13 protein-coding genes and 1 tRNA gene are annotated in these 14,302 nt (G+C 66.0%); 3 read left to right on the forward strand and 11 right to left on the reverse strand.

Annotated elements, in window-relative coordinates; translation table 11 throughout:
- Window positions 1-6: 6 nt before the first annotated feature.
- On the forward strand, window positions 7-1,071 hold the full coding sequence (locus HNP60_RS07775) for a TauD/TfdA family dioxygenase (RefSeq protein ID WP_184152208.1): 1,065 nt from the start codon (window positions 7-9) through the stop codon (window positions 1,069-1,071).
- A 93-nt stretch (window positions 1,072-1,164) separates the two neighbouring features.
- Here HNP60_RS07775 and HNP60_RS07780 read toward each other — a convergent pair whose 3' ends face one another.
- From HNP60_RS07780 to HNP60_RS07790, 3 genes are all read right to left on the reverse strand, one after another.
- Complete coding sequence (locus HNP60_RS07780) at window positions 1,165-2,160, reverse strand: homoserine dehydrogenase (RefSeq protein ID WP_184152211.1); 996 nt, start codon at window positions 2,158-2,160, stop codon at window positions 1,165-1,167.
- 125 nt (window positions 2,161-2,285) lie between these two features.
- The gene (locus tag HNP60_RS07785; RefSeq protein ID WP_184215034.1) at window positions 2,286-2,804 is read right to left on the reverse strand and encodes a hypothetical protein; all 519 of its coding nucleotides are present in this window, start codon (window positions 2,802-2,804) and stop codon (window positions 2,286-2,288) included.
- A gap of 277 nt (window positions 2,805-3,081) precedes the next feature.
- A tRNA-Arg gene (locus HNP60_RS07790) sits at window positions 3,082-3,158 on the reverse strand.
- A 179-nt stretch (window positions 3,159-3,337) separates the two neighbouring features.
- On the opposite strand from HNP60_RS07790, the gene HNP60_RS07795 reads away from it, so the two are divergent.
- Complete coding sequence (locus HNP60_RS07795; protein WP_260394779.1) at window positions 3,338-4,069, forward strand: queuosine precursor transporter; 732 nt, start codon at window positions 3,338-3,340, stop codon at window positions 4,067-4,069.
- A 34-nt stretch (window positions 4,070-4,103) separates the two neighbouring features.
- On the opposite strand, the gene HNP60_RS07800 is transcribed toward HNP60_RS07795, so the two are convergent.
- From HNP60_RS07800 to HNP60_RS07830, 7 genes are all read right to left on the reverse strand, one after another.
- Window positions 4,104-6,083, reverse strand: coding sequence for an AsmA family protein (locus HNP60_RS07800; protein WP_184152217.1), 1,980 nt, complete (start codon window positions 6,081-6,083; stop codon window positions 4,104-4,106).
- Window positions 6,084-6,153: 70 nt separating this feature from the next.
- On the reverse strand, window positions 6,154-6,522 hold the full coding sequence (locus tag HNP60_RS07805) for a YciI family protein (RefSeq protein ID WP_184152220.1): 369 nt from the start codon (window positions 6,520-6,522) through the stop codon (window positions 6,154-6,156).
- A gap of 35 nt (window positions 6,523-6,557) precedes the next feature.
- The gene (locus HNP60_RS07810; protein ID WP_184152223.1) at window positions 6,558-7,253 is read right to left on the reverse strand and encodes an aspartate/glutamate racemase family protein; all 696 of its coding nucleotides are present in this window, start codon (window positions 7,251-7,253) and stop codon (window positions 6,558-6,560) included.
- A gap of 87 nt (window positions 7,254-7,340) precedes the next feature.
- Window positions 7,341-8,762: an NAD(P)(+) transhydrogenase (Re/Si-specific) subunit beta gene (locus HNP60_RS07815; RefSeq protein WP_184156951.1), complete on the reverse strand. Its 1,422-nt coding sequence runs from the start codon at window positions 8,760-8,762 to the stop codon at window positions 7,341-7,343.
- Entirely contained in the window at window positions 8,762-9,046 is a 285-nt protein-coding gene (locus HNP60_RS07820) for an NAD(P) transhydrogenase subunit alpha part 2 (RefSeq protein WP_184152226.1), read from the reverse strand. The genes HNP60_RS07815 and HNP60_RS07820 overlap by 1 nt, the downstream gene beginning before the upstream one ends.
- A 122-nt stretch (window positions 9,047-9,168) precedes the next feature.
- On the reverse strand, window positions 9,169-10,296 hold the full coding sequence (locus HNP60_RS07825) for an NAD(P) transhydrogenase subunit alpha (RefSeq protein ID WP_184152229.1): 1,128 nt from the start codon (window positions 10,294-10,296) through the stop codon (window positions 9,169-9,171).
- Between the two features lie 25 nt (window positions 10,297-10,321).
- Window positions 10,322-10,453: an aa3-type cytochrome c oxidase subunit IV gene (locus HNP60_RS07830; RefSeq protein WP_184152232.1), complete on the reverse strand. Its 132-nt coding sequence runs from the start codon at window positions 10,451-10,453 to the stop codon at window positions 10,322-10,324.
- A gap of 165 nt (window positions 10,454-10,618) precedes the next feature.
- Here HNP60_RS07830 and HNP60_RS07835 point away from each other — a divergent pair, with 165 nt between their 5' ends.
- On the forward strand, window positions 10,619-12,067 hold the full coding sequence (locus HNP60_RS07835) for a sigma-54-dependent transcriptional regulator (protein ID WP_014075900.1): 1,449 nt from the start codon (window positions 10,619-10,621) through the stop codon (window positions 12,065-12,067).
- A gap of 15 nt (window positions 12,068-12,082) precedes the next feature.
- Here the strand turns inward: HNP60_RS07835 and parE are convergent, their stop codons facing one another.
- Entirely contained in the window at window positions 12,083-14,077 is a 1,995-nt protein-coding gene (gene parE / locus HNP60_RS07840) for a DNA topoisomerase IV subunit B (RefSeq protein WP_184049462.1), read from the reverse strand.
- Between the last annotated feature and the right edge of the window lie 225 nt (window positions 14,078-14,302).

Raw genomic sequence — 14,302 nt, forward strand, 5'->3', positions numbered from 1 at the left:
GACCAGATGGCGGATGTCGACGCGGCGATCGAGCGGCAAGGAATGGGCTGGACCAGGCTGGGGGAACCCTCCGGCGCCTGGACGTCCGAAAGCGGCGGCGGGTCCGAAGGCCTGACGCGGCGGCTGAGCCCGGCGCAGATCGACGCGCTGGACACGGCAGTGCGCGCGACCGAGGGCCGCGCCGCGACGGACGTCACGGCCGATGATTTCGGCGCGCCGGAGCTGCGCGCGCTGATGGCGGCGGCGCGCTACGACATCATGGCCGGGCGCGGCGCAGTGCTGCTCTCCGGCATCGACATCGGCCGATACGATCTGGAGCAGTTCAAGCGCCTGCATTTCGGCCTCGGCACGCATCTGGGCATGGCTGCCGAGCAGAGCCCGCGGCACGACCGCATCGGCCTTGTCCGCAAGGAGCCCAATCCCGACCGGCGCGGCTATCTGACCGACACCGAACTGGGCCCGCATACCGATTATCACGAGATACTGAGCCTTGCCTGCGTGGTCGCATCGGAGGAAGGCGGGGTGAGCGGCTTCGTCAGCGCTGCCGCCGTTTACGAAGCGCTGCGCCGGGAGCGGCCGGACCTGCTCGACGCGCTGCTGGAAGGCTATCATTATCCCACCAGCCTGGAGACGGTGACCGACTACAAGGTGCCGACCTTCTCGGTGGTGGATGGCCATGTCGCCATCTACAATTATGTGATCTACATTGCGCAGGCAGCGCAGATCCGGGGCGAACCGGTGCCGCCCCGACTGGTGGAAGCGCTGCGCTGCCTCTTCGCCATCGCCAAGCGGCCGGAATTCATGGTCTCCTTCATGCTCCAGCCGGGCGAGATCGTCTTCTGGCATAATTTCCGCGTGATGCACTCGCGCACCAGCTTCAGGAACAGTCCGGGACGGGAACGGACTCTGCTGCGCCTGTGGCTCCACGCCCACGAGACATTCCCCATGGCGCGGGGCTATCACGAGATCGGCCGCATTCTCGACCGCCAGCATGGCGAGGGCTGGTCGATGCTGGTGAACACGGACGAGAGCCTGCGCGCCGTCTATGAGCTGGTGAACGGTCAGGGCTGATCGCCCTAGGCAGTCTGCCGGAACGAATGGCGGCGTAGCCCGGAGGCGCCGGCCGGCCTGAAGTGAGTGCGTCAGCGCCGCAGATCGCCCGGTTCAGGCCCGTCTTTCGCGCAGGATATGCTCGAGGTCCTTGAGCGCGGCGGCGGCGGTGGCGCGCGGGGCCGAGCCGCCACCGCTCACCATCAGCGTGCCCAGATCGTCCGTCTCGATGCGGATCGCCTTTTCGCTGCCCTGCACGCGCGCGAAGGGATCGTCGCCCGGCAGCGCCTGCAGCGTGACGCCGGCGCGCCACATGTCGCCATCCCGCCGGGCATGGCCGATGAGCTTGGGCACGAGCCCGGCCGCGCGCCAGTGGCGGACCTGCGCCTGATCGACATGGCGGATGCCGGCGACCGCCATGTCGTCGATCGAGAGACGGGCATCGAGGCCGAACAGGGCCATGATGAGCAGTTTGGCGGCGGTATCCCACCCGTCAATGTCGAGGCTGGGGTCCGCCTCGGCGATGCCGGCCGCCTGCGCTTCGATCAGCGCTGCCTCCAGGCTGATGTCGCGCGCCATCATGGCGCTCAGCAGATGATTGGTCGTCGCGTTCAGGATGCCCTCGATGCGCAGCACGCGCGCCCCGGCCAGCGCATGGCGAATGACGTCGACGGTCGGCAGGGCGGCCGCCGCCGCGCCGCTGACGGCAAGCGCGACACCACGCGATGCCGCAAGATCCCGCAGCGCCACGCCCTCGCGAACCAGCGCGCCCTTGGACACAGCAATGACATGCAGGCCGCGCTCCAGCGCCGTGCGGATATAGGTGAGGGCCGGGCCGCCGGTGCGGATGTCCGAAGGGCTGGCCTCGACCAGCGCATCCGCCCGGGCCGTCGCGAGGAAGGCCGGGAAATCCGGCGCCGCGCCGAAAGACGCGGGTAGCGCCGGCAACCCCTCGGCATCGATCGCGGCGCCTTGCGCGCGCAGGACGCCGGTGAGGCGCACGTCCAGCCCATGACGATCGCGATAATGGTCCCGCCGCTCCAGCAGAAGTTCGGCCAGCGCTGCACCCACGGCACCGAAGCCGGTCATGGCGATGTTGAAGCGTTTCACAGGGAAGCTCCGGGGTGCGAGACTTTGCTACTGGACAACCTCTTTCCTAGCAGCCCCTTGGGGCGGGCATTGCAACGCCTCGTGCTGGCCCAGCTCAACCCAGGAATCGTGACGGATCGTGCAAATTACGGCGTCGAGTCGACTGTATAATGAATCCCAGCGCGATTAATCGCGGAAATGGTTAGCTTCACTCCTTTGAAGCCAATTATTTGAGGAAATGCCGTTTCCAACGGGAATATATATTCCTCCGTAAAGGCGGGGCGAGCCATGTCATTGATAAATTCTCTGTAAGATAGCCTAAGGGAATCTTTGGTTGAACCAAGGAATATCACCTGCTGCTTTATCGAATCTGATGTCGGCTCGATAAACTCGCTTGCTCGATATGGAATGGAATTCTTAAGTTTTTTTCCTCCCTGCAATTCGTTGGCGCCGTAACGATCAAATGATCCATCACCGTCGTCGTCATAAAGGCAGGCATCGTACACTCCATTAAAAAACGCCTCCAAATTTGGAGATCGGCAAGCCTTAAGTTTAGTTTTGCTTTTAATGGCAATAAATTTGTCACCCGGCGCAACGGTAACAGTCGCAAAAACATTTTTTCCACTGAAACCAGAATCAATGACATAGGCTGGAATTATCGTCATCTTGGTTTTCTCATAGATAACGTCGCCAACGGTGGCAGTAGACCTCTCCCCGATGTTAGGTAGAACTGAATTTCGAATAGTTTGGGCTGATGCGTTTCCGCCAATCAGGCAAAACATTGCTACGAGAAATCTCCACATTGTGCCCCCCAACACAGATTGCATTATGACGATGCCTTCGCAGATAGCACATTGCAACCCAATTGCCCGCACGTGTGCTCTGATAGTTCCCAGCACGATCGGTCGCCACGCAGGAGGATTGCCAAATTACTGAATTGATTGGCGCGCCCGGCAGGATTCGAACCTGCGACCATTCGCTTAGAAGGCGAATGCTCTATCCAACTGAGCTACGGGCGCCCGGCCACGCCCTTAGAGCATTTTCCGGCCGGATGGAAACATCTGACGGGGTGGAAAGATGCCCGCGGGATGGAGTCGGGCGATGGCGGCAGTAGCGGTGTTTCCCTGTGGGGCGCGTGCCGGGAAACCGGCGCCTGCGCATGATTGCTCCCGGGAGCGAGACGCGGCATAGATGAGGGATGGCTGTCGATCCTTCCATGCACCGCCCCGTCCATGTCGATGCCAGCGTGCTGCATGGGCGGCAGCTGCGTTATTATGACGTGGTGATGGCGGCGTTCGTCGCCATCCTGCTGCTCTCCAACGTGATCGGGGCGGCCAAGCTCGCCACGCTGGGCGGCTTCACCTTCGGCGCGGGCATCCTCTTCTTTCCGCTCGGCTATGTGATCGGCGACGTGCTGACGGAAGTCTATGGCTATGCGCGCGCGCGGCGCTGCATCTGGGTAGGCTTCGGCGCGATGGTCTTCATGGCCTTCATGAGCTGGGTCGTGGTCTCGCTGCCGCCGGCCGACGGCTGGGACGGGCAGGGCGCCTATGATGCGGTCTTCGGCCAGGTGCCGCGCATCGTGCTGGCGTCCATCCTCGCCTTCTGGGCCGGCGAACTCACCAACAGCTTCGTGCTCGCGAAGATGAAGATCCTGACGCGCGGGAAGTACCTGTGGACCCGCACGATCGGCTCGACCATCGTGGGGCAGGGCGTCGACAGCCTGATCTTTTATCCGCTCGCGTTCCTGGGGATCTGGACGAGCGAACAGGTGCTGCTGGTGATGGTGACCAACTGGGCCCTCAAGGTGGGCTGGGAAATCGTGCTGACGCCGGCGACCTATTTCTTCGTCAATCTCTTCAAGCGCGGCGAAGGGCTGGACGTGTTCGACGAGCGCACCGCGTTCACGCCGTTCAAGACCGGGGTCTGAGAACGGCAGGATCGGCGCCGATCAGCCCGAGAACTCACGGACGCTCGGGCAGGCCCCTGGCGAGGACGCGCTCCGAAAGGGTGCGGCAGTTCGACGGGCCACTCGCGTCCACCGCCGGTCCGCGCTTGTCGACGAGGCCAAGCGCGCCGCCGATCGAGCGGACCACCGCGCCGGCCACGCCCCCGCCGTCGCCCTTCCGTCCAGCAGCGAGATCCAGCGACGGGGCGGACAGCGTGCCTTCCAGGCCGAGCGGATCGACCATCGGCAATCCGCTGGACTCGCGGGATGCGCCACCGATCCTCAGTGCGATGCGCTCGCCATCGAGATTGATCGTGCCTTCGCCCCGGCTGCGCGAGACCTCCGTCTCGACGAGGAAGGGTGCCGCGGTCAGCATGCCACCACGCGCCCGGAAGCCGATGGCGATGCAGCGCAGCGGAACGGGGGCGTCGCCATCGCCCAGCACAGCGCCGATCGCCTTGCCCATGTCCTGCGCGAGAACGGCCGCGATGGTGCGGGAAATCCGCCCTTCGCCGGCAGCGAGGCCGACATGCCCCGCGCTCTTCGAAAGCGCGGCGCGGATCGTATCGCCTCGGCCGGAGAGCGCGATCCGCGCATTCACCGGCGCGTCGATCTGCTCCGTCATGTCGAGCAGGGCGCCCAGCCGCCCGCCGCGCAGCCTGAGATCGAGATCGAGCCGGGGCGACTTCCCCTCGCGATGATCCACGAGCAGGCGGCCGGTCAGGCGGCCACTGCTGAGCCCTGCCTCGACATCATCCAGCTGCAGCACCTTGCCCTGCAGGCTGATCTTGCCGCGCAGCGAGCGGAAGACGGAGGGGGACTTGAACAGCAGCCGGGCGGCCGTGAAGCGGATCGTGCCGTCCGTGGGGCCGACCTTGGTGAGATTGATGCGGGTGTTCGGCAGCACGCGCGGGCCGATGCGCGCCTCCAGCGCAGCCTGTGCCGCGAGGCCGGCATCATCGGCGAGATCGTCGAAATCGAACTGGCTGAACGCGATGGTGGCATCGATCTTCGAGCGGCCCTCGCGCTTCAGAATCTCGGCCCGGCCGGTGAGGCGCGAGCGGCCCACGCTGCCGCTCAGCCGATCGAGGAACCAGTCCTGCCCCTGCCGGCGCACGCTGGCGCGCAGATCGATCGGCTGCGTGCCGAACAGGCCAGCCTCGATGATGTCGTCCAGATATTTGAGCGATGGCGCGCGTGCGGATATGGTCATGGCCATGTCGCTCGTGTTGAGCGCGCCCTTCATGGTCCCGCGTGCATCGAGTTGCAGCAGGGGAGAGGAAAGGGCGAGCTGGAAGGGATAAGCCGCGCCTGCGGGGCGGCCCGCGATCGCGGCGCCCTTCACGCTCGCCTCAATCGGTTCGCCATGGAAGCGGCCGGTCGCGCGCGCGGCAAGGCCGGTGGTCGCACCTGCCTCGATGGTGCCGGCGATCTCCAGGCCTCGCCTTGCGTCCCGCAGGGTGAAGCGGCTGTCCGTGACGACGAGATCGGCCAGATCGATGGACGATGCGCCGCCGTTGCCCGCGCGCTTGCCATCGCGCTCGCCGCTCCAGTTGCTGCGGCGGTTCTCGTCCCGCACCAGCGCGAGCAGGGCGCCCCGCGCATGAACGCCCCTGATCGCGCGGCCGCTTCCGGTGAGCGCGGGAATGAGCGCGACGCGGACCCGCACATCCTGCGCGCGCAGCAGGTCGCCCGGGCCCGCCCAGTCCGGCTGGGCGATCCGCAGGCCGCGCACGACGAGCGTGGGCGAGAAGGAGAAGAAAGGCTCCCGGCCAAGGGACTCGATGCTGACCGGCGCATTCAGCTCACTGGACAGTTTCCGCTCCAGCCAGCCCTTCGCCATGCCGACCGGAAAGGCACCGAGGAGAAGAACGAGCAGCAGGAGCAGCGATGCCGAGGCGATGGCGATCCATCGCACCCGTCGTGAGCGCGTCATGCGGCGCCAGCCTTCACGCCCGGAAGAGACGAAGCGGGCGGTGAAAGCGTTGAAGTCCATGGCCCTACAATGCCATGTGGGTTCGCATGGTTCCGCGAAGGCTGCGCTTGCCGTGGCGCCGGGCCGAAGCTCAGTCGCTCGGGCCGGGCCCGTAGAGGGGCCGAATCTCGATCTCGCTGGGCACAGGCATGGGGTTGGGGCAGCGCTTCACCCAGGCGACGGCCTCATCCATGTCCCGGATCTCCCACAGCCAGTAGCCGGCCACCAGCTCGCTCGTCTGCGCGAATGGCCCGTCGATGACGGTGCGGTCCGCGCCGTCGAAGGCGACGCGCTTGCCATGCCGGGAGGGCTGGAGCCCCTCGGCGGCGAGCAGGATGCCCGCCTCGCGCAGGTCATCGTTGAAGCGGCCCATCGCCTGCATCATGTCGGCTGTCCATTCGGGCGGCGCACTCTCCGCCTCGCTCTCGGCGGTCGCCTTGACCAGCACCATGACACGCATACTTCCTCTCTCCGATCGCGCTTCCAGCGGGTTCCCTATGTGTCGAGGACGAACCGCGCTCCGGCCTCGGCGTGGATGATCGTGCTGTCATAGATGGGCAGCACATTGGCATGGACATCGACGACGAGATCCAGCTCGGTGCAGGCAAGGACGACGGCCTGCACATCCTCCTTGGCGATGTCGGTGAGCTCCGACTTCATGTAGCGCTCGGCATCGCGCGTCACCTTGCCGGCGGCCAGTTCGTCATAGACCATGCGGTCGATCCGCTGCGCCAGCTCCGCGTCGGCGGGAAGCAGGCTGACACCGCCCGCCGAGACGAGATGCTGGCGATAATCCCGGTCCATCATGACATTGCTGGTCCCGACCAGCGCGACGGACTTCGCCGCGTCCGCCTTCAGCCGGGCACCGATCTCGTCGATGATGTGGATGATCGGGATATCGACCGTCTCCTGGATCTGCGGCACGACCTTGTGCAGGCTGTTCGCGCAGATCATCAGTGCCTGCGCGCCGCCTGCCTCCAGCCGGCGAGCCGCGCCCACCATATGGCCGGCCCCACAGGCCCAGTCATTGGCCGAGGCGCAGCGCGCCACATCGGCGAAATCCAGGCTATCGATCAGCAAGGTGGCGCTGTGCAGCCCGCCCAGCTCGCGCTGCACGGCGCGGTTGATGAGGTCATAATAGCGGGCGGTGGACGTCCAGGAGATGCCACCGATGAGGCCGAGTTTCTTCATGGCGCCCATTGTTCGACGAATGCGGGAGGAATGGCAAGCCGTGCGGGCATGCCGCCGGTCGCGCCTGTGCCCGCGTTGGCCGGTCGGTCAGTGCCCCAGCGCCTTCACGATATCCTCGACCATCTTCTTGGCGTCGGCGAGCAGCATCATCGTGTTGTCCATGTAGAAGACGTCATTGTCGACGCCGGCATAGCCGACGCCGCCCATGGAGCGCTTCACGAACAGCACGGTCCTGGCATTGGCCACGTCGAGGATCGGCATGCCGTAGATCGGCGAGGACTTGTCCGTGCGGGCCGCGGGATTGGTGACGTCGTTCGCGCCGATGACGAAAGCGATGTCGGTCTGGGCGAAAGCGCTGTTGATATCCTCAAGCTCGAATACTTCGTCATAAGGCACGTTCGCCTCGGCAAGCAGGACGTTCATGTGACCGGGCATCCGGCCCGCGACCGGGTGGATCGCATAGCGCACATTCACTCCCTGGGCCTTGAGCATATCCGCCATTTCCCGCAGCGCATGCTGGGCCTGGCTGACCGCCATGCCGTAGCCCGGCACGATGATGACGCTTTCTGCCTGCTTCATGAGGAAAGCGGCATCCTCGGCCGATCCGCGCTTCCAGGGGCGCTGCTCCTTTGCCTCGCCATCGCTGCCGCCGGACGATTCCGCGCCGAAGCCGCCGGCAATGACGGAGAAGAAGCTGCGGTTCATCGCCCGGCACATGATGTAGCTGAGGATGGCGCCCGAGGAGCCGACCAGCGCGCCGGTGATGATCATCGCGCTGTTTTCCAGCGTGAAGCCCATCGCGGCCGCTGCCCAGCCCGAATAGCTGTTCAGCATGGAGACCACCACCGGCATGTCCGCCCCGCCGATGGGGATGATGAGCAGGAAGCCGATGACGAAGGAGAGCGCCAGCACGAGCCAGAAATCGAGCGGATACTGCCCGTGCCAGAAGCCGAAGGCGAAGACTCCGATCGCCAGCAGGATCGCGAGATTGATGAGATGGCGCCCGGGCAGCAGGATCGGCTTGCCGGACATCGTGCCGGCAAGCTTCAGGAAAGCGATGACCGACCCTGAGAAAGTGATCGCGCCGATGGCGACGCCCAGCACCATCTCGATCCGGCTCGCGCCCTGGATAGCGCCTCTCGCCTCGTCGATGATGCCGAAGGACGCGGGATTGAGGAAGGCGGCGACGCCGACCACGACCGCCGCCAGCCCGACCAGGCTGTGAAAGGCCGCGACGAGCTGGGGCATCGCCGTCATCGCAATCCGTCGCGCAACTACGAAGCCGATGGCGCCGCCGATGACGAGCGCGAGGCCGATGCGGGGCAGGGCGACGGCATCATGCGTGGCGATGGTGGTGCCGACCGCGATGAACATGCCCAGCATGCCGAAGCGATTGCCCGCCCGGCTGGTCTCCGGGCTGGAAAGTCCGCGCAGCGCGAGAATGAACAGAACGCCCGAGATAAGATAAGCGAGCGCGACCAGCGGCTCGATCGGCAATCCGGAGAGCATCACTTGCGCTCCTTCTTCTTGTACATCGCGAGCATGCGCCCGGTGACCGCGAAGCCGCCGAAGATGTTGATCGACGCCAGTACCACGCCGACGAAGCCGAGCCATTGCCCGGCGGTGCTTTCTGCCTCGGCGGCGGCGATGAGCGCGCCCACGATGATGACCGAGGAAATCGCGTTGGTGACCGCCATCAGCGGCGTGTGAAGCGCGGGCGTCACGGACCAGACGACATAATAGCCCACGAAGCAGGCCAATATGAAGATGGAGAGGATGGCGATGAAATCCATGGGCAATCTTCTCCTCGCTCGTCCATCGCGCGCCCTTCGCGGCGGCTTGTCTCCTGTCCGGCGGCGCGCGTCAGGCTGCGCCAGCCGGTGAATCCCTCAGTTGCCGGCCGCCGCCGCGCGGTTCAGCCCGACAACCGCTCGTTGACGATCTGGCCGCCCTGCGTCAGGCGGATGCCCTTCACGATCTCGTCCTCGTCCGGCAGGTCCGGTGCGTTGCGCTCCTTGTCCCAGTAAGCCGAGAGGAAATTGTAGAGATTGCGCGAGAACAGGGCGGCGGCGTCCGCAGCCAGGCGGCTCGGCACGTTGCGATGGCCGACGATCTTCACGCCGTGCCGCTCGACGATCTCGCCCGCCACGGCGCCCTCGACATTGCCGCCTTGCTCGACCGCGAGATCGACGATGACGCTGCCGGGCCGCATCGTGGCGATCTGCGCATCCGAAACGAGGCGCGGGGCAGGGCGGCCGGGGATCAGCGCCGTGGTGATGACGATATCCTGCCGGGCGATATGCGCGGAGACCAGCTCGGCCTGCGCCTTCTGATACGCGTCTGACATTTCCGAGGCATAGCCGCCCGATCCCTCGCCCTCGATGCCGGCTACCGCGTCCACGAAGACCGGCTTGGCGCCGAGCGATTCGATCTGCTCCTTCGTGGCGGCACGCACGTCCGTTGCACTGACCTGCGCCCCCAGGCGCCGCCCCGTGGCGATCGCCTGCAGCCCCGCCACGCCGACGCCCATGACGAACAGCCGGGCGGCCGAGATCGTGCCGGCCGCCGTCATCATCATCGGGAAGGCGCGGCCATATTCGCTCGCGGCATCCAGCACTGCCTTGTAGCCCGCAAGGTTCGACTGGGAGGACAGGATGTCCATGGACTGGGCGCGCGTGATGCGCGGCATGAACTCCATCGCCAGCGCTTCCAGCCCGGCGGCGGCATAGCCATCCACCCGCGCGCGCTCGCGCAACGGATCGAGCGCGCCGACGAGCAGGGTGCCGGGCGCCACACCGGCCAGCGTCGCCGCATCCGGCCCCTGCACGCACAGCACGATGCCCGCGCCCGTGACGGTCGCGGCGCGATCGCCAAGCGCGGCCCCGGCCGCTTCATAATCCGCATCGGTAATGGATGCCTGGAGGCCGGCGCCGGTCTCCACCATGACCTGCGCACCCAGCGCCGCGAACTTGCGAACGGTTTCCGGGGAAGCGGAGACGCGTTTTTCCCCCGGAGCCGTCTCGCGAAGAACGGCGATCTTCATGAGCGAAGCGGCCGGGCCGGCGCGATCAGGAAATGATCAATATGACGAGGAGCGCCAGAATCGCGGTGATGATCGAACCCCACTTCATCAGGGCGACAAAGCCCGTGAAGGTGGAGTTTGCCTGAGTCATGTCCTGCTGTGCCATAGGTTCGGTCATCCCTGTTTCATCTCTCCCGACCTGTCTTAGCGGCAAGAATTCGCGCTCTCAAGCCGATTGAGGACCCGTTTGCCGGCTGACGAAATGCCCCGATCGGCTTGCGCTTAATCCGCTCTTTACCTGCCGTCTTTATCAGCAGCCCCGGGGCACGTGCAGGAAGAGAGAATGAGCGACGCGGAAAATCCACTTCTCTTGCTGGTCGACGACGAGCCGGCGCAGCGGCGCCTGAACGTCGCGATGGCCGGCCGCGCCGGGTGGCGGACGATCTGCGCGAACAGCGCGGAGGATGCGCTGGCCGCGCTCGGCACGCGCGAAGGCATGCGTCTCTCGGCGGTGATCGTGGACGACTGGACCGAAGGGCTCGAGGCGACGGCACTCATCCGCGCCATTCACGAACGCCGGCCGACGCTTCCCGTGCTCATTCTTACCGCCAATGGCTCGGCCGCCAAGGCGGTGGAAGCGATGCGCGCGGGCGCCCATGACTTCCTCATCAAGCCGATCGCACCGGACAGTCTCCTTGCCGCGCTCCAGGCCGTGCTCAGCCATCCCACATCGGCCGGCGAGCTGCGCCCGCTCACCGAGAAGATCCGCGCGCCGCTCGGATTCGACGAGATCGTCGGTTCCTCGCCGACCTTCCGCGCGGCGCTCGCCATCGCGGCCAAGGCAGCGCGCGCCCGCGTGCCGATCCTCATCGAAGGCGAGAGCGGCGTCGGCAAGGAAGTGATCGCGCATGCGATTCATGCCGCAAGCCCGCGCGCGCGGCTGCCGCTCGTCACGGTCAATTGCGGCGCCATTCCGGCGAATCTCGTCGAATCGGACCTGTTCGGCCACGAACGCGGCGCGTTCACGGGCGCGTTCGACCGGCATGTCGGCAAGTTCAGCGTCGCCAATGGCGGCACCATCTTCCTCGACGAGATCAGCGAACTGCCGCTCGAAGCGCAAGTGAAGCTGCTGCGCGCGCTGCAGGATGGCGAGATCCAGCCTGTGGGCGCGCGCATGCCGAGCCAGGTGGACGTGCGCGTGATCGCCGCGACCAACAAGCGCCTGATCGACGAAGTGGAAGCAGGGCGGTTCCGCGAGGATCTCTATTACCGGCTCAACGTCGTCCAACTCACCATCCCGCCGCTGCGCGAGCGCGCAGGCGACATTCCCGCCCTTGCGCGCCACCTGCTGGACCGCATCGGGGCGCAGCCGGGCATGCGCAGCCTCGGCATCACCAGCGATGCGCTGGGCCTGCTCTCCCGCCATGACTGGCCCGGCAATGTCCGGCAGCTCCACAACACCCTGTTCCGTGCCGCCGTGCTCTGCGAGGGCGACGCGCTGACCGCCGCCGACTTCCCCCAGCTCGCCGGCCAGATCGAGAATGTCGCGGCCCGGAGCGACCGCCGGGGCGTGACGCCCATCGTGCGCAATGCGCAGGAAAACGGCATCGGCGTGACGCTGTACGAGGCCAACGGCCATCTGCGCGCGCTGGCCGATATCGAGGCGGACGTCATCCGGCTCGCCATCGGCCATTATCGCGGCCGCATGACCGAAGTCGCGCGGCGCCTCGGCATCGGGCGCTCGACGCTGTACCGCAAGCTCGCCGAACTGGGGATCGACACGGCGGCCTGACCGCCGATTGAACGCTCAGGCGTCGATCACGTCCTCGTCGACCTGCGCAGCGTTCTCCTGGATGAAGGCGAAGCGATGGGCCGGGTTGGTGCCCATCAGGCGATCGACCAGATCCTTGACGCCCGCGCGTTCCTCATATTCCTGCGGCAGCGTGATGCGGATGAGGCTGCGTTTGCCCGGGTCCATCGTCGTCTCGCGCAATTGCTGGGGGTTCATCTCGCCCAGACCCTTGAAGCGGCTGACCTCAACCTTCTTGCCCCGGAGCGGCCCGGCAATCAGTGCCTCGCGGGCAGCGTCGTCCGCCGCGTAGACGCTCTTGCCGCCCGAGACGAGCCGGTAGAGCGGGGGCTGCGCCAGATAGAGATGGCCGCGCTTCACCAGCTCGGGCATTTCCTGGAAGAAGAAGGTCATGAGCAGCGTGGCGATATGCGCGCCGTCGACGTCCGCGTCGGTCATGATGACGATGCGTTCGTAACGCAGATTGTCCGGATTGCAGTCCTTGCGCGTGCCGCAGCCGATCGCCTGGATGAGATCGGCGATCTCCTGATTGGCGAGGATCTTCGCCGAGGTGGCGGACGCGACGTTCAGGATCTTGCCGCGGATCGGCAGGATGGCCTGCGTCTTGCGGTCGCGCGCCTGCTTGGCGCTGCCGCCGGCGCTGTCGCCCTCCACGATGAACAGCTCGGTGCCCTCCGGATCGTCGGACGAGCAATCGGTGAGCTTGCCGGGCAAGCGCAGCCTGCGGCCCGAGGTCGCCGTCTTGCGCTTGATCTCCTTCTCCTGCCGGCGCCGCAGCCGCTCGTCCATCCGCTCCAGCACATGGCCGAGCAGCGCCTTGCCGCGATCCATGTTGTCGGTGAGGAAATGGTCGAAATGGTCGCGCATCGCCGCTTCGACGAGGCGCGTGGCTTCCGGGCTGGTGAGGCGGTCCTTGGTCTGGCTCTGGAACTGGGGATCGCGGATGAAGACGCTGAGCATCAGCTCGCAGCCCGACATGATGTCGTCGGTCTGGATATCCTTCGCCTTCTTCTGCCCGACCAGCTCGCCGAAGGCACGGATGCCCCGGGTGAGCGCGGCGCGCAGGCCCGCCTCGTGCGTGCCGCCATCCGGCGTGGGAATGGTGTTGCAGTACCAGCTTGTCGAGCCGTCCGACCAGAGCGGCCAGGCGACCGCCCATTCGACGCGCCCGAGGCTGAGGCCATTGGGCCCTTCCGGGAACTCCTGCATGCCCCGGAAGAATTCGGCGGTGGCGCATTCGCGCGTGCCGAGCTGCTCGCGCAGATGATCGGACAGGCCGCCGGGAAACTGGAACACCGCTTCGGCCGGCGTATCGTCGGTGATGAGGATCGGATCACATTTCCAGCGGATCTCGACCCCCGCGAACAGATAGGCCTTCGACCGGGCGAGGCGATAAAGCCGCGCCGGCTTGAACTTCAGCTCGTGGAAGATCTCGATGTCCGGCGTGAAGCTGACGGTGGTGCCACGCCGGTTGGGTGCCGCGCCGACCTTTTCCAGCGGGCCGAGCGGCAATCCGCGCGAGAAGCGCTGGCGATACAGCTCCCGGGCCCGCGCGACCTCGATCTCGGTATCCACCGATAGCGCATTGACCACGCTGATGCCGACGCCGTGCAGGCCGCCGGACGTGGCATAGGCCTTGTCCGAGAACTTGCCGCCGGAGTGGAGCGTCGTCAGGATCACTTCCAGCGCGGACTTGCCGGGGAATTTCGGATGCGGATCGACGGGGATGCCGCGGCCATTGTCACTGATCGTCAGGCGATTACCCGCGCCCAGCGTTACCTCGATCCGGGTGGCATGGCCGGCGACCGCCTCGTCCATCGCATTGTCCAGCACTTCGGAGGCGAGATGATGCAGCGCGCGCTCGTCCGTGCCGCCGATATACATTCCGGGACGGCGGCGGACGGGCTCGAGCCCCTCCAGCACCTCGATCGCGGAAGCATCATAGGTTTCGGGTGTGCGTGCGCCCTGGCCGCCGAACAGATCGTCTGACATGGCCGAGCTATAGGAGGAGCGGAGTCACCAGCGCAAGCGCCGCGGCCATAGGGGCGCAAGGAAGGTTGGGCGGGCGCGCATCCTCTCTCTTCCGGCAGGCCGGGCTACACGCCTCAACGCAAAACAGCCTCAAAATTGCGTTAAGTGCAAGTTATTGTGTTTCCGGCCGAAACTCTCCCCGCCGATGGTCGTTTCGCTCTCGCCCAACATATGGAGGGAGCATAT

The organism is Sphingobium lignivorans (genome assembly GCF_014203955.1).
GTDB lineage: Bacteria > Pseudomonadota > Alphaproteobacteria > Sphingomonadales > Sphingomonadaceae > Sphingobium > Sphingobium lignivorans.